Origin of the sequence: Streptomyces sp. NBC_01622 (genome assembly GCF_045209635.1) — a bacterium.
GTDB lineage: Bacteria > Actinomycetota > Actinomycetes > Streptomycetales > Streptomycetaceae > Streptomyces.
In genome coordinates this window covers 6,296,683-6,316,205 of record NZ_CP109293.1, presented here as the reverse complement: position 1 = coordinate 6,316,205, position 19,523 = coordinate 6,296,683, and the positions used below count along the sequence as shown (strand labels likewise).

General features: G+C 71.3%; 14 protein-coding genes, 1 tRNA gene and 1 pseudogene. 5 read left to right on the top strand and 11 right to left on the bottom strand.

The window, feature by feature from the left end:
- Positions 1-277 precede the first annotated feature (277 nt).
- The gene (locus OH768_RS29080; protein ID WP_406458443.1) at positions 278-580 is read right to left on the bottom strand and encodes a MarR family winged helix-turn-helix transcriptional regulator; all 303 of its coding nucleotides are present in this window, start codon (positions 578-580) and stop codon (positions 278-280) included.
- Between OH768_RS29080 and OH768_RS29075 the strand changes: the two genes are divergently transcribed.
- Complete coding sequence (locus OH768_RS29075) at positions 564-1,244, top strand: alpha/beta hydrolase (protein ID WP_406458441.1); 681 nt, start codon at positions 564-566, stop codon at positions 1,242-1,244. The genes OH768_RS29080 and OH768_RS29075 overlap by 17 nt on opposite strands.
- Positions 1,245-1,554: 310 nt before the next feature.
- On the opposite strand, the gene OH768_RS29070 is transcribed toward OH768_RS29075, so the two are convergent.
- On the bottom strand, positions 1,555-2,076 hold the full coding sequence (locus OH768_RS29070) for a hypothetical protein (protein ID WP_406458439.1): 522 nt from the start codon (positions 2,074-2,076) through the stop codon (positions 1,555-1,557).
- A 215-nt stretch (positions 2,077-2,291) separates the two neighbouring features.
- Here OH768_RS29070 and OH768_RS29065 point away from each other — a divergent pair, with 215 nt between their 5' ends.
- Positions 2,292-4,238, top strand: coding sequence for an AAA family ATPase (locus tag OH768_RS29065; protein ID WP_406458437.1), 1,947 nt, complete (start codon positions 2,292-2,294; stop codon positions 4,236-4,238).
- Positions 4,239-4,410: 172 nt separating this feature from the next.
- Here the strand turns inward: OH768_RS29065 and OH768_RS29060 are convergent.
- The 3 genes and pseudogenes from OH768_RS29060 to OH768_RS29050 form a co-directional block, all read right to left on the bottom strand.
- Positions 4,411-4,623, bottom strand: a pseudogene (locus OH768_RS29060) (ArsR family transcriptional regulator); the annotation flags it as partial.
- Positions 4,624-4,654: 31 nt separating this feature from the next.
- Positions 4,655-5,077, bottom strand: coding sequence for a (2Fe-2S) ferredoxin domain-containing protein (locus tag OH768_RS29055; protein WP_406465487.1), 423 nt, complete (start codon positions 5,075-5,077; stop codon positions 4,655-4,657).
- A 17-nt stretch (positions 5,078-5,094) separates the two neighbouring features.
- Positions 5,095-5,274, bottom strand: a complete 180-nt coding sequence (locus OH768_RS29050; RefSeq protein ID WP_406458435.1) for a hypothetical protein — start codon at positions 5,272-5,274, stop codon at positions 5,095-5,097.
- Positions 5,275-5,425: 151 nt separating this feature from the next.
- Here OH768_RS29050 and OH768_RS29045 point away from each other — a divergent pair, with 151 nt between their 5' ends.
- Together OH768_RS29045 and OH768_RS29040 are read left to right on the top strand one after the other, a co-directional pair.
- Positions 5,426-5,761 carry an ArsR/SmtB family transcription factor gene (locus OH768_RS29045; protein WP_406458433.1) on the top strand — a complete coding sequence of 112 codons (336 nt, stop codon included), beginning with the start codon at positions 5,426-5,428 and terminating at the stop codon, positions 5,759-5,761.
- Positions 5,761-6,489: a cation transporter gene (locus OH768_RS29040; protein WP_406458431.1), complete on the top strand. Its 729-nt coding sequence runs from the start codon at positions 5,761-5,763 to the stop codon at positions 6,487-6,489. The genes OH768_RS29045 and OH768_RS29040 overlap by 1 nt, the downstream gene beginning before the upstream one ends.
- Positions 6,490-6,597: 108 nt before the next feature.
- Here OH768_RS29040 and OH768_RS29035 read toward each other — a convergent pair whose 3' ends face one another.
- Positions 6,598-8,574 carry a heavy metal translocating P-type ATPase gene (locus tag OH768_RS29035; protein ID WP_406458429.1) on the bottom strand — a complete coding sequence of 659 codons (1,977 nt, stop codon included), beginning with the start codon at positions 8,572-8,574 and terminating at the stop codon, positions 6,598-6,600.
- A gap of 94 nt (positions 8,575-8,668) precedes the next feature.
- Here OH768_RS29035 and OH768_RS29030 point away from each other — a divergent pair, with 94 nt between their 5' ends.
- Entirely contained in the window at positions 8,669-9,055 is a 387-nt protein-coding gene (locus tag OH768_RS29030) for an ArsR/SmtB family transcription factor (protein WP_406458427.1), read from the top strand.
- Between the two features lie 752 nt (positions 9,056-9,807).
- Here OH768_RS29030 and OH768_RS29025 read toward each other — a convergent pair.
- The 5 genes from OH768_RS29025 to topA all read right to left on the bottom strand — a co-directional run bounded on the left by OH768_RS29025 (position 9,808) and on the right by topA (position 19,353).
- Positions 9,808-9,884: transfer RNA gene (locus OH768_RS29025), tRNA-Thr, on the bottom strand.
- 107 nt (positions 9,885-9,991) lie between these two features.
- Positions 9,992-11,653, bottom strand: a complete 1,662-nt coding sequence (locus tag OH768_RS29020; RefSeq protein WP_406458425.1) for an alpha/beta hydrolase — start codon at positions 11,651-11,653, stop codon at positions 9,992-9,994.
- A gap of 104 nt (positions 11,654-11,757) precedes the next feature.
- Complete coding sequence (locus tag OH768_RS29015; RefSeq protein ID WP_406458423.1) at positions 11,758-12,963, bottom strand: DNA polymerase III subunit delta'; 1,206 nt, start codon at positions 12,961-12,963, stop codon at positions 11,758-11,760.
- A gap of 108 nt (positions 12,964-13,071) precedes the next feature.
- Positions 13,072-16,329 (bottom strand): dTMP kinase, encoded by a 3,258-nt coding sequence (gene tmk, locus OH768_RS29010; RefSeq protein WP_406458421.1) that lies wholly within the window; start codon positions 16,327-16,329, stop codon positions 13,072-13,074.
- Positions 16,330-16,482: 153 nt separating this feature from the next.
- Positions 16,483-19,353: a type I DNA topoisomerase gene (gene topA, locus OH768_RS29005; RefSeq protein WP_406458419.1), complete on the bottom strand. Its 2,871-nt coding sequence runs from the start codon at positions 19,351-19,353 to the stop codon at positions 16,483-16,485.
- Positions 19,354-19,523 lie beyond the last annotated feature (170 nt).

The following is a 19,523-nucleotide window of genomic DNA, read 5'->3' as shown; positions in this document are numbered from 1 at the left end:
CAGGGTGAGGTCTATCGCTGCCCCGATGAGGGCTGCGGGTGCGAGCTGACCGTGACCAAGGCTGCCCTGCCCAGCCGCGCGGGGCAGCAGAGCCCGACGTGCTGCCGCGGCAAGACCGTGGTGAGGAAGTCGGAGTACAACAGACCGCTCTGCGATGCCGGGGGAAGTTCACCCGGTTGCGGACCGCGAAGAGGCATCAGTCCGGGGCCGACCCTGATGGTGCGCCGAGGCTGACCAGGCCTGGCCGTCGCCGTTTCGACCGGGTTGCGAAATCGCGTCACCCCGTGGGCGTGCCGATCTGGTCGCGTTCCAGGACGGAACGCAGCTCCGAGAGGGCCTGCGCGGCGGCCGTCATGGCGGACGCCTTGAGCGCATCTGCGGTCAGCTCGGCCAACCGCTCGGTAAAGGTCCCTTCTGCCGCGTCGACCAACTGCAGGCCGTCGTCGGTCAGGGCCAGCAGTGAGGACCGGCGATCGGATGGATTGGGCTGCCGGACGGCCCATCCCTGCTTCTCCAGACGGTCGACGGTCTTGCTGGTCGCCCCGATGCCGATGGCGAACTCGGTGGCAAGGTCCGCCACGCGGGAGTCGGGGCACCTCGTTGCCAAGACCGGCTTCGGCGCGTACTCGGTGGACTACCGGCTTGCCCCCGAGCACCCGTTCCCGGCCGCGATCGACGACGCACTGAGCGCCTACCGCGCCCTCCTCGACAACGGCCAGAACCCTTCGACCATCGCGTTCGCCGGGGACTCCGCCGGCGGCGGCCTCACCGTCACGACCTGCCTGGCCGCCCGCGACGCGGGCCTCCCGCTGCCCGCCGCCATCGTGACGTTCTCCCCGGGCCTCGACGCCACCCGCACAGGCGAGAGCATGGACACCAAGGAAGGCATCGACCCGATCCTCACCCGCAAGTCCGTGGAACACACCGGAGCCATGTACCTCGCCGGGCAGGACCCGCACCAGCCCATGCTCAGCCCGGCCGTCCTCGCCGACCTGACCGGCTTCCCCCCGATGCTCATCCAGGTCGGCACCAACGAGATCATGCTGGACGACTCCACGCGCCTGGCCGCCCGCGCCCGCGCAGCCGGAGTGGATGTCATCCTCGACATCACCGCCGACGTACCCCACGTGTTCCAGTCGTTCGCCGGCGTTCTCGACGAGGCCGACCGGGCACTGGACCGTGCGGCCCTGTTCCTCACGCAGCACGTCCACATTCCCGACACAGCGGCCGCGTCAGCCGGGTAAGTCTCGGAGCCGTCTGGCCATACAGCAGGCTGGGCGGCTTTGAGCTTCGCAGGGAATACAGGGAATACACGGCACCACGAGTCGACCGTCCGCAGAAGCAGAACGGGCCGAGGTGGCGGACGGGCCGAGGCCGCGCTGGACTACCGGTACCGGCCGACGGTCGGCTGGGGCTCTGGGAGCCGCGGCATGTGGAGGAGCTGGTCGAGCGGGTACGGCGCGTCGAGCAGAGCGATCCCGCCATCGCCGACCAAGTGGGCCAGCGGGTGTGGATGGGTGACCTGGTCCGCTTAACGTTCAACCGCCGTAGCGGTCACTTGGAGATCATCCCCCACAGTGCGGCCAGGACTCCCGCGACCAGCAGCAGGCCCACGATCGTCCCCACGGGCGAGCAGCCGCCGCCTCCGACGGCCGCGGGCACGAAGATCTCCTCGCCCCTGCGACCCGGTCCCCGTTTGCCGCACGTGTCGCACCGCTTGGCGCCGCGTCCGTCGCAGTCCGTGCACTCGTCGAAGCCCCGGCCCTGGCAGACGGTGCACGACAGCACTCCCTCGCCGGGGTCGCCCCGGCAGGTCCAGCACTCCTCTCTGCCCCGGCCGTCGCAGCGGTCGCACTCGGGTCCGCCCCGCCCGTGGCACTCCGCGCAGTTCTCCGGCGAGGGCCGGCGAGGGGCTCCGCTGACCTGCCTGTAGTGGTCCATGAACTGGTCCTGGACGGTGTCCCGATCCGGGGTCCAGTCGCCCTCCCAGTCGCAGCCCCGGCACCGGGCCCGCCACCACAGGACGTTGCCGTGCACGGCCGTGTCGTGACGGGGAAAGTGATCGTTACCGGACACGCCACACCTCGGCATCCATGGGGGACGGCGGCGATGGTTCCTGACGCCAGGTAAGAGCAGGCCGACTTTCATGTCAACTCTCCTGTGAACAAAGGGCGTTGACCCGTTCACCGGTAGGCCGCAGCGGGTAGATTCCGGTTCTCCACGGACGGAAGTTTCGACCCGGGACGGGACGGGCCATGGATCCCACTGCGCTTGTCGGGACAGTTGCCGGAGTGATCAGCACCGCCGTCGCTGTCCTTCAGTGGCGCGCCGGCCGGCGGGCGGGCGGTAGTGCGGCACCGGAGCCGTCGCCCGCCCCGTTGCCGCTGCTCGCCGAGTACACGGTCCTGGCGCCTCAGGCCCGCGTCCGGGGGCAGGCGCGGCCCCTGGTGGACCGTACGGCGGAGTTGCGTGCTCTCACGGCGGGCGTGCGGCGGCATGCGCCGGTCGCCGTCATCGAGGGATTCAGCGGCATCGGCAAAACCACGCTGGCGGCCGCGCTCTGCCGCCGGTGCGAGCGGGGTCAACGGGGCCAACGGGTGAAATGGGTCTTCTGCGCCGAGAAGACCCAGACACTGAACCTGCGATCCCTGACCATCGCGCTCTCCTACGACACCGAACTCCAGGGCGCGCACGAACTGGCCCTGGTCGCCGGGGCGTCGGACGCGGACGCCGGCCGACTGCGGGATGCCCTCACCGCGTTCATGGCCGCCAACAGCGTCCTGCTCGTGCTCGACGACTTCCACACCGTGCGCGATCCCGAACTGGTGCGGTGGGCAGGCCTGACGGCCCACACCGAAGGGCGGTCGACCCTCGTTCTCACCAGCCGAAGACACCTGCGCGAGATTCCGCGCACGGCCGACGCACCGTGGATCGAGTTGCACGGGCTCGCCGAGGCCGACACACACGACCTGCTCGAACGCTGTGGCCTGCGCATCCCGGAGGCTACGCTGGAGACGGTCTGGCGGCGGGCGGGCAAGGGCAATCCCCAGGCCCTGACGCTGTTCGCCGGGCAGGCCGTCCATACGACACCCGAGGTGCTGGCCGTGGACCTGTCCGCTCAACAGGACAACCTGGACGCCTGGATCGGCCCCATCTACGACTCGCTCGACGCCGCCCGGCAGAACATCCTGAAGGCCCTGGCCTTCGTCCACGAATCGGCCCCGGCCGAGCTCGTGGCCGAGGTGACGGAAGACGGTGAAACCCAGGCCCGGCTGGCCGAGTTGGAGGCCAGATTCCTGGTCCGGCGCACCGAGTCCGGCCTCGAACTGCACAACTCGGTGCGGGACTACGTCGATTCACGGCTCACTGACGACGAACGGGACGCGTTCGCGGCGCGCCTCACCCGCTGGTACCGCACCCGTGCCCGCAGCGTCTTCCTCGACGGACTCGGCGCGGACGAGCCGTCGTACGGACTGCTGTATCTCGAAAGCTTCCCCGACTACGTGCAGGCCGAGGAACGGCACATCCGGCTCGTCGACGACCTCCTGGACCGGCTTGCGGACACCGGCCGCCCGCTGCCGCGGGACGCGCGCATCCTCGTGCTGGGGGCGGGCCACGGGACGCACGACCCCGGATTCGTCAAGCACGGCCTCGACGTGACGAACATCGACATCCAGCCGGAGATCGCGGCCCTGGGAGAACAACGGGCGGTACGGCTGGCAGGCCGGGTCCGTTACGTGGTGGCGGACATGACGCGGGGACTGCCCGACGAGGTCCCGGCCGGCTCCATGGAGGCCGTCTTCAGCATCGGGTCGTCGTTCGGGTACGAGGACGCCGACGAGGACAACGCCGCGGTCTTCCGTACGGCGGTCACCGCGCTGAAGTCCGGGGCCCCGTTCGTGTTCGAGTACGTCAACGGCCCGCACTGGGAGAACCTCAGGGTCCAGCGGCAGATCGACACCACGACCCTGCCCGACGGAGCCGTCCGTACCGAGTACTCGATCACGGACCCGTCCAGCGCGACCTCCCTGACGGCCATCCGGCTCCAGCGGCCTGACGGCAGCGGGGGCTGGTTCCGGCACTTCATGCACTACTACCGGCTGCCCGAGATCCTGAGCATGCTGCAGCAGGCGGGACTGCGGCCGGTGGCTGTCTTCGGGGCGCGCGCGGGGCGTGTCCTGGGTTCCTTCGACGAGGCCGAGTCCGAGGCGATGGTCGTGATAGCCGTCCGTGAGTGACGTACGGACGGCGAGCCGGCACCGGTGCGTGCCGGGCGCTGGACGCATGACGGGCTGACCGACGTGGTCGTTGTGCCAGATCGCAGTGAGCGCTCACGGGCCGACCGACGCTGTCTTCACGTAATCCCAGCCCATCGACCCAGGCAGCCCGCCCGTTGACGTCCAATAGATACTGCCCGGTGACGAAGCCGAGGGCGCGCAGGAGGCGGAGTTGGTGGGAGACGGGGGACTGTTCCATGCCGACGGCGGCGGCGAGTTCGGTGACCGAGTGCGCGGAGTGGCGCAGGGTGGTGAGGGTCAGTAGTCGGGAGGGGGTGGCCAGTGCCTGGAGGGTGGCGGCCACCGACGTGGCGGTGGCCTCGTCGAGGTGGGCGGCCACGATGATGTCGCGGCTGCCCTCTGCCTCGTCGGGATGCTCACCGGCGTGCACGGAGCCGGGTCTCGCGTGGCGGGCGGACGAACTGGAGCTCCAGCGTGGCCGGGGGCTGCGCGACGCCCGGTCCGCCGGCCGCCGCCCAGTTCACGACCTCCTCCGTGCAGTCGTCGTCCATGGCGAAGCCGATCCAGACGGACAGGCCGCCGGCCCGGCGTCCGGCGGCGGAGGGCTGGACGACGATGATGTCGGCCTGGTCGCAGGGGCCGAGGCAGTCCGTCGTACGGACGTGGAAGCCGTGCTCGGCGGCGCCGGCGCGCAGCCGGTCCAGCTGCCAGGCGTGGTCGGTGCCGGGGTGTTTGCGGGGGTTGCCGCAGCAGCAGCCCCGGCAGACGACCAGGGTGCAGGGTTGCTGGGGGTACCGCCCGGTCGAGCGAAGCCGAGACTGGGGGAGGGCGGCGCCGATCGTCACCGTACGAGGGTTCACAGGGCGGTCCTGGAGGGGACGCCATAGGCCCGGACGCGGCCGTTCCGGTACGCGGTGATCAGCAGGTGCGGTCCGACCCAGGCCAGCGCCGCGACGGCCGCGCCGTCACCGGTCAACTCCCGTGCCGGGCGCAGGCGTTGCTGTGCTCGTCCGGCCGTGGCGTGCCACAGCGCCACCGTGCCGTCGTCCCCGCCGCCGGCCAGCTGTCCGCCGGCGCCCGGTCGCCACGCCAGTGCCGTGATCGTCTCGTGGCAGCGCGAAAGGGGTCATCAGGCCAGTCGGCAATCCACGATTCTCTGAATTCAGGAATTCGTGTACTGTCGTGTCGTGCTGACTGTTGCCTCCGACATCGACGTACTGGCCCGGTTCGGCCGCGCGCTCGCCGACCCGATCCGCTGCCGCATCCTGCTCGCCCTGCGCGAGACCCCGGCCTACCCCGCCGATCTCGCCGACGCCCTCGGGGTCTCCCGCACCCGGTTGTCCAACCACCTCGCGTGCCTGCGCGACTGCGGCCTGGTCGTCACCGTGCCCGACGGCCGCCGTACCCGCTATGAGCTGGCCGACGAACGTCTCGGGCATGCGCTGGACGACCTGCGCGCCGCCGTGGTGGCCGTCGAGACCGACCGCACGTGCGTCGACGCCGACGACAAGGGGTGCTGCTGATGACGGCGATATCCCTCGGACCGTCCCCGGCCCGCCGCGATCTGCTGGCTCGCCGGATACGTCTGCTGGTCGCCGCCACGATCACCTACAACGTCGTCGAGGGGGTCGCCGCCCTGACCGCCGGCACCCTGGCCTCGTCCACCGCCCTGATCGGCTTCGGGCTGGACTCCGTCATCGAGGTCTCCTCGGCCGCCGCGGTCGCCTGGCAGTTCTCCGCCCGTGAGCACGCCGTACGCGATGCCCGCGAGAAGACCACCCTGCGCATCATCGCCGTCTCGTTCTTCGCGCTCGCCGTCTACGTAACCGCAGACGCCGGATACGCCCTCACCGGATCCGGCGAGGCTGAACGCTCGGTCCCCGGCATCGTGTTGGCCGCCCTCTCCCTTGCCGTGATGCCGTTCCTGTCCGCCGCCCAGCGCCGCGCGGGCCGTGAACTCGGCTCCGCCAGCGCGGTCGCCGACTCCAAGCAGACCCTGCTGTGCACCTACCTCTCCGCTGTCCTCCTGACCGGTCTGGTCCTCAACGCCACCCTCGGCTGGTCCTGGGCCGACCCCGTCTCCGCCCTCGTCATCGCAAGCGTCGCCGTCAAGGAGGGCCGCGATGCCTGGCAGGGCAAAGGCTGTTGCGCGCCGTCCAGCCCTTCGGCGGTCCCGGCCGCCGAAGCCGATGTCTATGCCGAGGTGGGCGATGCGTGCGGCTGCCGTCCCGGGTGCGACTGCTGCAACTGACCCTCCACCGACACGGGAGGGGGACAGAGATAGGGACGGGGGCAAGAACAACTACACGCACCTGCCGGGCCACCCCCGTTGCGAGGGCGGCACACCGGGCGCGTCCGCTCACGCGGTGTCTTCGGCGCGGTTGGTCCAGGCGGTCTCGCGCAGCAGCCGCAGACCGTTGAGGCCGACGATGACGGTGGAACCCTCGTGCCCGGCGACGCCGAGGGGCAGTGGGAGGGTGCCGATCAGGTCCCAGGCGACCAGTCCGGTGATGAACACTCCGGCGATGGCCAGGTTCTGGATGACCAGTCGGCGCGCAGAGCGCGAGAGCCTCACGACGCTGGGGATAGCGGCCAGCTCGTCGCGGACCACGACTGCGTCGGCGGTCTCCAGGGCGAGGTCGGAACCGGCCCTCCCCATGGCGATGCCCGTGTGGGCGGTGGCCAGCGCGGGTGCGTCGTTGACGCCGTCGCCGACGACGAGCACCCTGCGACCTTGCCCCTCCCACTCCCGCACGGCCGCCACCTTGTCCTGCGGCAGCAGGCCGGCGCGTACTTCGGTGATGCCCACCTGGGCGGCCAGGTGCCGCGCGGCACGCTCGTTGTCGCCGGTCAGCAGGACCGGCGTGCGGCCGGTCAGACGGGTGAGCGCGGCGACGGTGGCGGAGGCGTCCGGCCGCAGCCGGTCGGTGATCCCCAGTACCCCCACCGGCGCACCGTCGCGCAGCACAACGACCGCCGTGCGCCCGGCCTCCTCCAACTCCCCCACCACCTTCTCGTAGGTCTGGTCGGCGCCGGCGGCCGGCAACCGGGCGGGAGAGCCGACCTGGACGGTGTGGCCGTCGATCGTGGCAGTGACGCCCTGGCCGGGGACGGAGGCGAAGCCGTCGGCGGCGGCCAGGGGCAGGCCGCGTTCGCGGGCGGCCGCCACGACGGCGCGGGCCAGGGGATGTTCGCTGGGGTGCTCGGCCGAGGCGGCGAGCCGGTGCAGGGCGTCCTCGTCCAGGCCGCTGCCGGGCAGGGGGCGGATGTCGGCGACGCGGGGGGTGCCCTCGGTCAGGGTGCCGGTCTTGTCCAGCGCGACGGCGTCGATCTGCCCGAGGCGTTCCATCACGACGGCGGACTTCGCGAGCACGCCGTGCCGTCCCGCGTTGGCGATCGCGGACAGCAGCGGCGGCATGGTGGAGAGCACCACCGCGCACGGCGAGGCGACGATCATGAAGGTCATCGCCCGCAGCAGGGCCGCCCTCAGTTCCTCGCCGAAGGCGAGCGGGACGGCGAAGACGGCGAGGGTCGCGAGGACCATGCCCACCGAGTAGCGCTGTTCGATCTTCTCGATGAACAGCTGTGTGGGGGCCTTGGTCTCGGAGGCTTCCTCGACCATCCTCACGATCCGGGCGATCACCGAGTCCGCCGGGTCGCGCTCGACGCGTACGCGCAGGGCTCCGGTGCCGTTGACGGTCCCGGCGAACACCTCGTCCCCGACCTGCTTGGCCACGGGCAGCGGTTCACCGGTGATGGTGGCCTGGTCGACGTCACTGGCCCCGTCGAGGACCTGGCCGTCGGCGCCGACGCGCTCGCCGGGCCGGACCAGGACGATGTCTCCCACCGTGAGCCGTTCGGCCTCGACGCTCTCCTCGACGCCGTCGGGCAGGAGCCGGGTCGCCGTGGTGGGGGCGAGGTCGAGCAGGCCGCGCACTGAGTCCGCGGTCCGCGCGGTGGCGATGGCCTCCAGGGCGCCGGAGGTGGCGAAGATGACGATCAGCAGCGCGCCGTCGAGGACCTGGCCGATCGCGGCGGCGCCGAGCGCCGCGACGACCATCAGCAGGTCCACGTCCAACGTCTTGTCCTTGAGGGCCTTCAGCCCCTCCCAGCCCGGCTCCCAGCCGCCCGTGACGTAGACGGCGGCGAACAGCGGACCCCACGACCAGCCCGGGGCCCCCGACAGGTACAGCGGCAGGGCGAGCAGGAACAGCAGCAGCGCAGCGAGCGCCCAACGGGCTTCCGGCAGCACCAGGATGCGGGTGCGGCGCCGCGGAAGGGTCGGTCGCGGACCTGCGGCGGCCGACGCGGGCCGCCGATCCAGGACAGAAGACATGACAAAACAACCCTTCACGGACGGACAGCGCAACAGCTCTCACTATACAGGAACATATGAACAGGTCTTCAGTTGTCATGAGTACGATGGGCACATGGGCCACGGAACCGACGCCACCAGCAGTGCCACCACGCGCGAGCGGCTCGACGCGGTCGGCACCGCCGACGTCGCCGCCACTCTCCAGGCCCTCGCCACCCCCTCCCGGCTGCACATCCTGGCCCGGCTCCAGGAGGGTCCCTGCTCGGTCGGCGACCTCGCCGACGCCGTCGGCATGGAAGCCTCGGCCTGCTCCCACCAGCTACGCCTGCTGCGCAACCTCGGCCTGGTCACCGGCGAGCGGCACGGGCGCTCGATCATCTACGCCCTCTACGACAATCACGTCGCCGAACTCCTCGACCAGGCCCTCTACCACGTCGAGCACCTGCGCCTGGGCGTCCGCGACCAACCGACCGAACTGCCCGAGCCCGTCGCCGCGGACTGAGACCGGCGCGCCGGTCACCCAGGAGTTTGGCGGCGCGCTCGGGCGAGCGGCGGTGACATACCGCATGGCGGTTTTCTCCCTGATGCCGAGCAACCGCAGCAGCTTGAGGGGATCGGCGCTCGCGGACACTTCGTTGAGGATGATGCTCGGGTATTAACGAGCGGTCCACGATCGCCGCGTGGCACACGCCCGCATTCGCAACTCCACCGGCCCTATGGCGAAGGTCCTCAGCGGGTCGCCGAGTTCAATGCCGTCCTGCCCCGACAGACAACACGGGGTCGGGGTCGCTACCGCCAGCCGTCGAGGGATACCTGCTGCCCGTCGGTGAGATACCCATGGAGTGCGCCGCTGTTGTCGGAGACCCACGAGAGCGACGGACCACGGATCACACTGCCGCCGCGAGCCAAAGGGCCAGCCGTCCTCATCGGAATCTGAACGGCCTGGTTGTCGAAACCCCACAAGGAATCGGTCAACAACTGAGCCCAGAAATGCCGCCCTTGATGGCCATCCCAGCGCCGTGACTGCACGCATGGCCGCACATTGGCCGCACCTTGCCCTTGACGGAACGTCAGCTATCGCCAACGCCGCCACAAAAGACCAGCTCAGGGGCAAGTCACCTAGGAATCGCCACAGAGACCGCACCTTCGACCTACGCATTGCGATGCACAGACTGAACGTGTCCGCTCAGTCCGGATTCCAAGGTCACCCGAAACAATAAACCCCAGGTCAGAGGCCTGACCTGGGGTTTACCATGGAGCCGCCTTCGGGATTCGAACCCGAGACCTACGCATTACGAGTGCGTTGCTCTGGCCATCTGAGCTAAGGCGGCGCGCTGTCCGCACCATGGTGCGATCAGCAACGTCGGAAAGTCTACACAGTTTCCGGGGGTGCTCCGTACACCCCCCGGCGGCACCCCCGCCCCCAGCCGCACCGACGCTACGAGCAGCGCTTTCCCTCCGTCGGCGGGGTCCCGCGGAGCAGATACGTGTCGATCGCGGAGTCGATGCACGTGCTGCCGCGGCCGTAGGCGGTGTGGCCGTCGCCGACGTAGGTGAGGAGGCGGGCCGAGGTGAGCTGGCGGGCCAGGGACTGGGCCCAGCGGTACGGGGTCGCCGGGTCGCGGGTCGTGCCGACGACCACGATCGGGGCGGCGCCCTTCGCCTCGATACGGTGCGGTTCGCCCGTCGCCTTGACCGGCCAGTACGCGCAGTTCAGGGAGGCCCAGGCGAGGCCGTCGCCGAAGACCGGGGACGCCTTCTCGAACGCGGGGAGCGCCTGCTCGACCTGGCCGGTGGTCGAGAACGCGGCCGGGAGGTCGAGGCAGTTCACGGCGGTGTTGGCGAACATCAGGTTCGAGTAGCGGCCGTCGGCGTCACGCTCGTAGTAGCTGTCGGAGAGGACGAGGAGGCCCGCGCCGTCGTTCTCCTTCATCGCCGACGTCAGCGCCTCGCGCAGCTGCGGCCAGGACGCCCCGTCGTACATGGCCGCGATCACGCCGGTGGTGGCGAGCGCCTCGCCGAGCTTGCGGCCGTCCGCGTCGCCGGTGGAGATCGGGTGTGCGTCGAGCTTGCGGAAGAAGGCCTTGAGGTTCGTCCCGGCCTTGGCGGGCGTCGTGCCCTTGCCGCCGAGCGGGCAGTCCGTCTGCCGTACGCAGTCCTTCGCGAAGGACTGGAACGCCGTCTCGAAGCCCGCCGTCTGGTCGAGGTTCATACGGCGCGCGGGGAGGGAGGGGTCCATCGCGCCGTCCAGGACCATGCGGCCGACCCGGTCGGGGAACAGCCCGGCGTACGTCGCCCCGAGGAACGTCCCGTACGACGCCCCCACATACGTCAGTTTCCGGTCCCCCAGTACCGTCCGCAGGATGTCCATGTCCCGGGCCGCCTCGACCGTGGAGACATGGCGCAGTACGTCGGGCGAGTGGGCGCCGCAGCCCTCCGCGAACTTCTTGTACTCGTCGACGAGCCGGGTGGTCTCCCGCTTGTCGTCGGGGGTGGTGTCGGTCTGTGTGAACGTGTCCATGGCCCGGCCGTCGAGGCACTCGACGGGCTCGCTGCGGGCGACGCCCCGGGGGTCCATCGCGACCATGTCGTAGCGGGCGCGGACCGTGGCCGGATAGCCGATCCCGGCGTACTGCTGGAGATAGCCGACCGCCGAACCGCCCGGCCCGCCCGGGTTCACCATCAGCGAACCGAGCGGCTTGCCCTTGCCCGTGGCCTTCTTGCGGGCGACCGCGAGCCGGATGTCCCCGGCGGTGGGCTTGGCGTAGTCCAGCGGCGCCTTCATCGTGGCGCACTCGAAGCCGGGGACACCGCAGGTGCGCCAGCTGAGCTTCTGCCCGTAGTACCGCGTGAGCGTGGACGGCGTCGACTGCGGCAGCGCGGTCAGCACCACGGCCGCGGCCGGACTCGCCGCTGTCGTCGAACTCCCCGAGGAGCACGCGGAACACGCGGACACGAGGAGCGCGGCCACGGCCAACAGCGCGCCACCGCTCCGAGGGCCCCTACGACTCCGACGGCTTCGGTGACTTGACTGGCTCGGCTGAATTCGGTCGTCCTGGCTGGGCTGGGTCCGCCGGCGGAGAGGGCGCCTGATGTGCATCGACCGAGCGTAACCCTGAGCGATCATTTAAATGCCGTGCGTGCGTGATCCACCCCGGACGAGTTACCCCGTCAACCTCACGCCCACAACTTCGCTTCCCCTGTTCAGCCCGCTCTGAGCGCCAAGGTCATCGCCTCCACCGCGAGCAGCGGCGCCACATTCCGGTCGAGCGCCTCTCTGCACGCGCCGATCGCGTCGATACGGCGCAGCGTGGACTCCGGGGAACCGGCGCGGGCCAGCCGCTCCAGGGCGTCCTCGGCGTCCACGTTGGCGATCGCCACCCGCGAGCCGAACTGCAGGGCGAGGACGTCACGGTAGAACGCGGTGAGGTCGCTCAGCGCGAGATCGAGACTGTCGCGCTGCGTACGCGTTCTCCGGCGCTTCTGCTTGTCCTCCAGGTCTTTCATCACACCTGCCGTGCCCCGGGGCATCCGGCTGCCCTGGCCACCGCCCATCGCCGCCTTCATCTCCTCGGTCTCCTTGCCGTCCACCTCCTCGGCCAGCTGCTTGGCGTCCTCCGCGGCGGCGTCGACCAACTCCTGCGCGGCCTTCAGGCAACCGCCGACGTCGTCGACGCGCAGCGGCAGCTTCAGCACGGTGGCCCGGCGCTCGCGCGCGGCCGGATCCGTGGCGAGGCGGCGGGCCCGGTCGACATGGCCCTGGGTGGCGCACGCGGCAGCCGCGGCCACGGCCGGTTCGATGCCCTCCCGGCGTACGAGCATGTCGGCCACGGCGTCCACCGCGGGCGTCGTCAGGTTCAGGTGGCGGCAGCGGGAGCGGATCGTGGGGAGGACGTCCTCGACCGAGGGGGCGCAGAGGAGCCAGACCGTGCGGGGGGCGGGTTCCTCCACGGCCTTGAGGACGGCGTTGGCCGACTTCTCGTTCAGCCGCTCGGCGTCCTCGACGAGGATGATCTGCCAGCGGCCGGTCGCCGGCGAGGTGAACGACTTGCGGACCGTGTCCCGCATGTCGTCGGCGAGGATCTGGGTGCCCACGGCGGCGACCGTGGTGACGTCGGCGTGGGTGCCGATCAGCGCCGTATGACAGCCGTCGCAGAAGCCGCAGCCAGGGCTGCCGCCGAGCGCGCGGTCGGGGCTCACGCACTGGAGCGCGGCGGCGAAGGCCCGCGCCGCCTGATTGCGTCCCGCGCCGGGCGGGCCGGTGAACAGCCAGGCGTGGGTCATCTTCGACGCCTCCGGCGGGGGCGTGCCGTTGGTCGCCGCGGTGACGAAGGCGTCGGCGTCCCGAGCGGCGGCGTCGAGCTGCTCGCTCACCTTCTCCTGACCCACCAGGTCATCCCACACGGTCATGGGTCACCGGCCCTTTCGTCACGCTTCGGGTTACGCGATCCATTGTGCGGGCCACCACTGACAACGGGGGCCGGAGGCAGTACGCAGCCCGCCCCCGCCCTGTCGCCGTCAGCCCCTGCGCCCCCGGCCGCGGCCCCGCCCGCGACCCGTGTCGTCGTCCTGGTCGAAGTCGCCGGCCTCGTGCGGGCCGAGCAGTTCGTCGGCCAGTGAGGGGAGGTCGTCCAGCGGAGTCTCCTCGGCCCAGTCGGGGCGCGGCCGGCGTCGGGGGGTGCCCTGCTCGTCGACCTGGGGCAGTTCGCGGGTGCGGTCCTCGGTCCCGTCGGCCCGACGCTCGTCGCGGAAGAAGCCCTCGGGCACCCGGTCCGACGGATCGTCGTCGCGGACCGGCGGCAGCACCGCGGTCTCGTCCGCGGCACCGACCGGCGGCAGCACGGCCGTCTCGTCGGCGGCACCGGACGGCACGGGCGGCAGTACGGCCGTCTCCTCGGCGGCGGACACCGGCGGCAGGACCGCCGTCTCGTCCGCGGCCCCCTCGGGAGCGGGCGGCTGCGGCAGCTCCGCCGTCGCCTCGGAGTCGCGGGCCGCAGAGTCCGCGGACACCGACCGCAGTACAGCCGTCTCGTCCGCCGACCGCCCGCTCGCGCCCGACGGCTTCACCAACGGCGTCTGCACGGTCGACGCCTCGGACCTGCCCTCCGGAGCGGCGGGAACCGTCGGCTGCCGTACGGCGACCTCCGCGGCGGCCGCCGCCTCCGCCGCCAGGCGGCGTGCCTCCTCGGCCGCGAGCAGTGCCACCTCGGCCTTGCGCTGCTTCTCGCGGCGTCGCTCCTCGGCCTCGGCTCGCAGCCGGGCCTCCTCCTCGGCCTGCTTGCGCAACCGGTCGGCCTCGGCCCTGCGGCGGGCCTCCTCGGCGGCGCGGGCCTCTTCCTCGGCGAGGAGGCGGGCCTTCTCCTCCTCGGCACGCCTGCGTGCGTCCTCGGCACGCCTGCGTGCGTCCTCGGCGCGCTGGCGGGCCTCCTCGGCCTGGCGTTCGGCCTCGCGGCGCTGAGCCTCCTCCAGCTCGCGCCGCTTGCGCTCCTCCTCCTCGGCCCGCAGCTGGGCGAGCCGCTCCTGGCGCTCGCGCTCCAGGCGCTCCTCCTCGGCCTTGCGGGCGGCCTCTTCCTCGGCCTTGCGGCGGGCCTCCTCCTCGGCGGCCTTGCGCGCCTCCTCCTGGGCCTTGATCTCGGCCTCGGAGAGCGGCAGGACCGTGTCGAGGCGGTGCCTGATGACCGTGGTGACGGCCTCCGGCTCCTGGCCGGCGTCGACCACCAGGTAGCGGCCGGGGTCGGCGGCGGCCAGCGTGAGGAAACCGGACCGTACGCGCGCGTGGAACTCGGCGGGCTCCGACTCCAGTCGGTCCGGCGCCTCGGTGAACCGCTCGCGGGCGGTCTCCGGGTCGACGTCCAGCAGGACGGTCATGTGCGGGACGAGTCCGTCGGTGGCCCACCGGTTGATGCGGGCGATCTCGGTCGGGGAGAGGTCCCTGCCGGCGCCCTGGTAGGCGACGGACGAGTCGATGTAGCGGTCGGTGATGACGACCGCGCCGCGCTCCAGGGCGGGCCGTACGACGGTGTCGACGTGCTCCGCGCGGTCGGCCGCGTACAGCAGGGCCTCCGCGCGGTGGGACAGTCCCGCCGACGACACGTCGAGCAGGATCGACCGCAGCCGCTTGCCGACCGGTGTCGCCCCGGGCTCGCGGGTCAGTACGACCTCGTGTCCCTTGCCCCTTATCCACTCGGCGAGGGCTTCGGCCTGGGTGGACTTCCCGGCGCCGTCGCCGCCCTCCAGGGCGATGAAGAAGCCGGTGGTCGCGGGCACGGTGTCGGGGTCGTCGCCGCCGAGCAGCGCGTCCCGCAGGTCGTGCCGCAGCGGTACTCCGGAGCGGTCGTCGACCTTGGCCAGCACCAGGGCGGCGACGGGCAGCAGCAGTGCGCCGACCAGCATCAGCGTGAAGGCGGCACCGCCGTGCGCGAACACGAACTTGCCGTTTTCCAGGCGGTGCGGGCCGATCAGCGCGGCCACCAGGGGGGCGATCAGCGCGCCGAGTGCCACGGAGACCCGTACGACCGCGTGCAGGTGCTCGGTCGTACGGGCCCTGCGGTAGTCCTCTGCCTCCTGGTCGAGGAGGGTGTGCCCGGTGTTGGCGGCCACGCCCGCGCCGATGCCGGCCAGGGCGACGATCAGCAGCACGGTGGTGAGGTCGGGGACCAGGCCGGCGGCGAGCAGCGCGATGCCGGTGAAGGCGATCGCCAGGGTCAGCAGGCGGCGCCTGGACAGCGTGGGCAGCAGGGCGGGCGCCGTACGGATGCCCAGCACGACCCCGCCGGTCAGTCCGAGCACCAGCAGCCCGAAGGTCACCGGGCCGCCGTGGAGGTCCTTGGCCTGAAGGACGGACACGGCGACGGCGGCGGAGATCGCCCCGGCGACGGCCGCGCAGGCGACCACGAGCAGCGCGATCGCGCCCGTACGGCCCTTGTCGATGCCGTTGCCCGTCCTGGGGCGGCGCAGTCCTTCGAGCGGCGACCGCGCGCGTGGGGTGCGGGTACCGGGTACTTCCAGGGCGGTCAGCACGGAGAGGGACGCGGCGAACAGTCCGGCGGCGACGTACGAACCGAGTGCCGCCTGGTGCTGGGCGAACCAGGCGACGCCCGTGCCCAGCAGGTTGTTGAGCAGCGCGGCCACTACGAGGGCCGCGGCGGCGAGGGGGATCGCCACGAAGCTGGTGCGCAGCGACAGCCGGCGCAGGGCGTCCATGTGGTCGGGCAGTGGCCGGACCGTGGCGCCCTCCAGCGGCGGGGCCGGCAGCAGGGCGGGCGCCGCGCTCTCGCGGCACACCGTCCAGAAGCGCTCGGCGACTCCGGTGACGAAGGCGGTCACCAGGAGCACGGCCAGTGCGTTGTCCGGAGTCCAGTCGATCCACAGCGGGGCGACGATGAGCAGCGCGGCCCGCAGACCGTCCGCGCCGACCATGGTCCAGCGCCGGTCGAGGGGTCCGTCCTGCGAGGTGAGCGAGGTGAGCGGGCCGAGGAGCACCGCCCCGAAGAGCAGCGTCGCCAGGACGCGCGCCCCGAAGACGGCCGCCACCGCGAACGCCACACCCCGATAGCCACCGCCGAACGAGCCCTGGGCGATCGCCGATTGGAGGGCGAGCACGACCAGGACCAGCAGGGCGAGGGTGTCACCGACACCCGTCACGAACTGCGCGCTCCACAACCGCTTGAGCTGCGGCTGGCGCAGCAGGGCGCGGACGGCACGCTCGCGGGAGTCCGCGACAAGGGCGTCGTCGGGGGCCGGCTGGTGGGCCGTTGGCTGCTCGGCTGGCGTCATGCTTTCAGCCTATCGGCAGCCACCGACAACAAGCCGCGCCCGCCCGGACCTGCGCACACCCCGACACCAAAGTGATGCCGGGGCGTTCGTTTCGAGACCTTGCGGTGCAGGAAGCGTGTGCGGCTCAGGCCTCGGGCAACGGCCCGTCAGGCGTCAGTCCTCGGACGTCACCTTGGAGGTGGCCGTCTTCTTGGCCGTCGCCGTCTTCGCGGCCGTGGTCGTCTTCTTGGCTGCCGTCGTCGTCTTCGCGACGGCCTTCTTGGCCGTCGTCGTCGTCTTCGCGACGGCCTTCTTGGCCGTCGTCGTCTTCTTCGCGGGCGCCTTCTTGGCCGCCGTCTTCTTCGCCGGGGCCTTCTTCGCCGTCTTCTTGGCGGGCGACTTGGCCCGCTTCTCGGCGAGCAGCTCGTAGCCGCGCTCCGGGCTGATCTCCTCGACGCTGTCGCCGGAGCGCAGGGTCGCGTTGGTCTCGCCGTCGGTGACGTACGGCCCGAAGCGGCCGTCCTTGACGACGACGGGCTTCTCACTGACCGGGTCCACGCCCAGTTCCTTCAGCGGCGGCTTGGCGGCGGCCCGGCCGCGCTGCTTGGGCTGGGAGTAGATCTCCAGCGCCTCTTCGAGGGTGATCGTGAAGAGCTGGTCCTCGGTCTGCAGTGAGCGGGAGTCCGTGCCCTTCTTCAGGTACGGCCCGTAGCGCCCGTTCTGCGCGGTGATCTCCACGCCCTCGGCGTCCTTGCCGACGACGCGCGGCAGCGACATCAGCTTGAGGGCGTCGGCGAGCGTCACGGTGTCCAGGGACATCGACTTGAACAGCGAGGCCGTACGCGGCTTGACGGCGTTCTTGCCGGTCTTCGGGGTGCCCTCGGGGAGCACCTCGGTGACGTACGGGCCGTAGCGGCCGTCGCGGGCGATGATCTGGTGGCCCGACTCGGGGTCGGCGCCCAGCTCGAAGTCGCCGCTCGGCTTGGCGAGCAGCTCCTCCGCGAGGTCGACCGTCAGCTCGTCCGGGGCCAGGTCCTCGGGGACGTCGGCGCGCTGGTGGTTCTCGGAGTCCTTCTCGCCGCGCTCCACGTAGGGGCCGTAGCGGCCCACCCGGAGCATGATGTCGTTGCCGACCGGGAAGGACGACACCTCGCGGGCATCGATCGCGCCCAGGTCGGTGACGAGTTCCTTGAGTCCGCCCAGGTGGTCGCCGTCGCCGTTGCCCGCCTCGGCGGCGCCGGTCGCCTCGCCCTCACCGAAGTAGAAGCGCCGCAGCCACGGCACGGCCTGCGCCTCGCCACTGGCGATGCGGTCGAGGTCGTCCTCCATCTTGGCGGTGAAGCTGTAGTCGACGAGCCGGCCGAAGTGCTTCTCCAGGAGGTTGACCACGGCGAAGGACAGGAAGGACGGCACCAGGGCCGTGCCCTTCTTGAAGACGTAGCCGCGGTCGAGGATGGTGCCGATGATCGACGCGTACGTCGACGGGCGGCCGATCTCGCGCTCTTCGAGCTCCTTGACGAGGCTGGCCTCGGTGTAGCGGGCCGGGGGCTTGGTGGCGTGCCCGTCGACCGTGAGCTCCTCGGCGGTCAGCGCGTCGCCCTCGGCGACCTGGGGCAGCCGGCGCTCGCGGTCGTCCAGCTCGGCGTTCGGGTCGTCGGCGCCCTCCACGTAGGCCTTCAGGAAGCCGTGGAAGGTGATCGTCTTGCCGGAGGCGCTGAACTCGGCGTCCCGGCCGTCGGAGGAGGTGCCCGCGATCTTCACGGTGACGGAGTTGCCGACCGCGTCCTTCATCTGGGAGGCGACGGTCCGCTTCCAGATCAGCTCGTAGAGCCTGAACTGGTCGCCGGTCAGGCCGGTCTCGGCGGGGGTGCGGAAACGATCACCCGAGGGGCGGATCGCCTCGTGCGCCTCCTGGGCGTTCTTGACCTTCCCGGCGTACACGCGCGGCCGGTCCGGCAGGTAGTCGGCGCCGTACAGCTGCGTCACCTGGGCGCGGGCGGCGCCGACGGCCGTCTCGCTCAGGGTCGTGGAGTCCGTACGCATGTAGGTGATGTAGCCGTTCTCGTACAGCTTCTGCGCGACCTGCATGGTGGCCTTTGCGCCGAAGCCGAGCTTGCGGCTGGCCTCCTGCTGGAGCGTCGTCGTACGGAACGGGGCGTACGGCGAGCGTCGGTACGGCTTCGACTCGACGGAGCGGACGGCGAAGTCGGTGTTCTCCAGGGCGGCGGCGAGGGCGCGGGCGTTCGCCTCGTCGAGGTGGAGGGTGTTCTCGCTCTTGAGCTGTCCCAGGGAGTCGAAGTCGCGGCCCTGCGCGACCCGCCTGCCGTCGACGGCCTGGAGTCGGGCGACCAGCGACGACGGGTCCGACGCGTCCCCCGCGCGGCCGGTCGCGAAGGTGCCCGTCAGGTCCCAGTACTCAGCAGAACGGAAAGCGATGCGCTCGCGTTCCCGCTCGACCACGAGCCGGGTCGCGACGGACTGGACACGGCCGGCCGACAGGCGCGGCATGACCTTCTTCCACAGGACCGGCGAGACCTCGTAGCCGTAGAGGCGGTCGAGGATACGGCGGGTCTCCTGGGCGTCGACCAGCGGCTGGTTGAGGTCGCGCGGGTTGGCCACCGCGGCGCGGATCGCGTCCTTGGTGATCTCGTGGAACACCATGCGCTTGACCGGGACCTTGGGCTTCAGGACCTCCAGGAGGTGCCACGCGATGGCCTCGCCCTCGCGGTCCTCATCGGTGGCGAGGAAGAGTTCGTCGGAGTCCTTGAGCAGGTCCTTGAGCTTCTTGACCTGGGCCCGCTTGTCGGCGTTGACCACATAGATCGGCGCGAAGTCGTGGTCGACGTCCACGCCGAGGCGGCGCACCTCGCCGGTGTACTTCTCGGGCACCTCGGCGGCGCCGTTGGGAAGGTCACGGATGTGCCCGACGCTCGCCTCGACGACATATCCGGGGCCGAGGTAGCCCTTGATCGTCTTCGCCTTGGCAGGGGACTCGACAATGACGAGTCGGCGGCCGCCGTGTGCGGTCTCGCTGGTCGGGGACAACTTCGCTCTTCTCTCCGGTCGACGCTGGGGCCTCCCCTGGGGCAAGCGGGGCCGCTTGGTCCCGGGGTCGGGTCATGGTGACGCTGCGGAGTGTGACGGTACATCCCGCCCCCGTGTCAAACGGGAAAAGCCCGCAACGGCCACTCGAACGGTAACCCGACTACCGCCAT

Coding starts and splice junctions, on each gene's coding strand:
- OH768_RS29040 (WP_406458431.1), top strand. CDS start 5,761: ATGACGGCGATATCCCTCGGACCGTCCCCGGCCCGCCGCGATCTGCTG.
- OH768_RS29035 (WP_406458429.1), bottom strand. CDS start 8,574: ATGTCTTCTGTCCTGGATCGGCGGCCCGCGTCGGCCGCCGCAGGTCCG.
- OH768_RS29030 (WP_406458427.1), top strand. CDS start 8,669: ATGGGCCACGGAACCGACGCCACCAGCAGTGCCACCACGCGCGAGCGG.
- OH768_RS29020 (WP_406458425.1), bottom strand. CDS start 11,653: ATGCACATCAGGCGCCCTCTCCGCCGGCGGACCCAGCCCAGCCAGGAC.
- OH768_RS29015 (WP_406458423.1), bottom strand. CDS start 12,963: ATGACCGTGTGGGATGACCTGGTGGGTCAGGAGAAGGTGAGCGAGCAG.
- tmk (WP_406458421.1), bottom strand. CDS start 16,329: ATGACGCCAGCCGAGCAGCCAACGGCCCACCAGCCGGCCCCCGACGAC.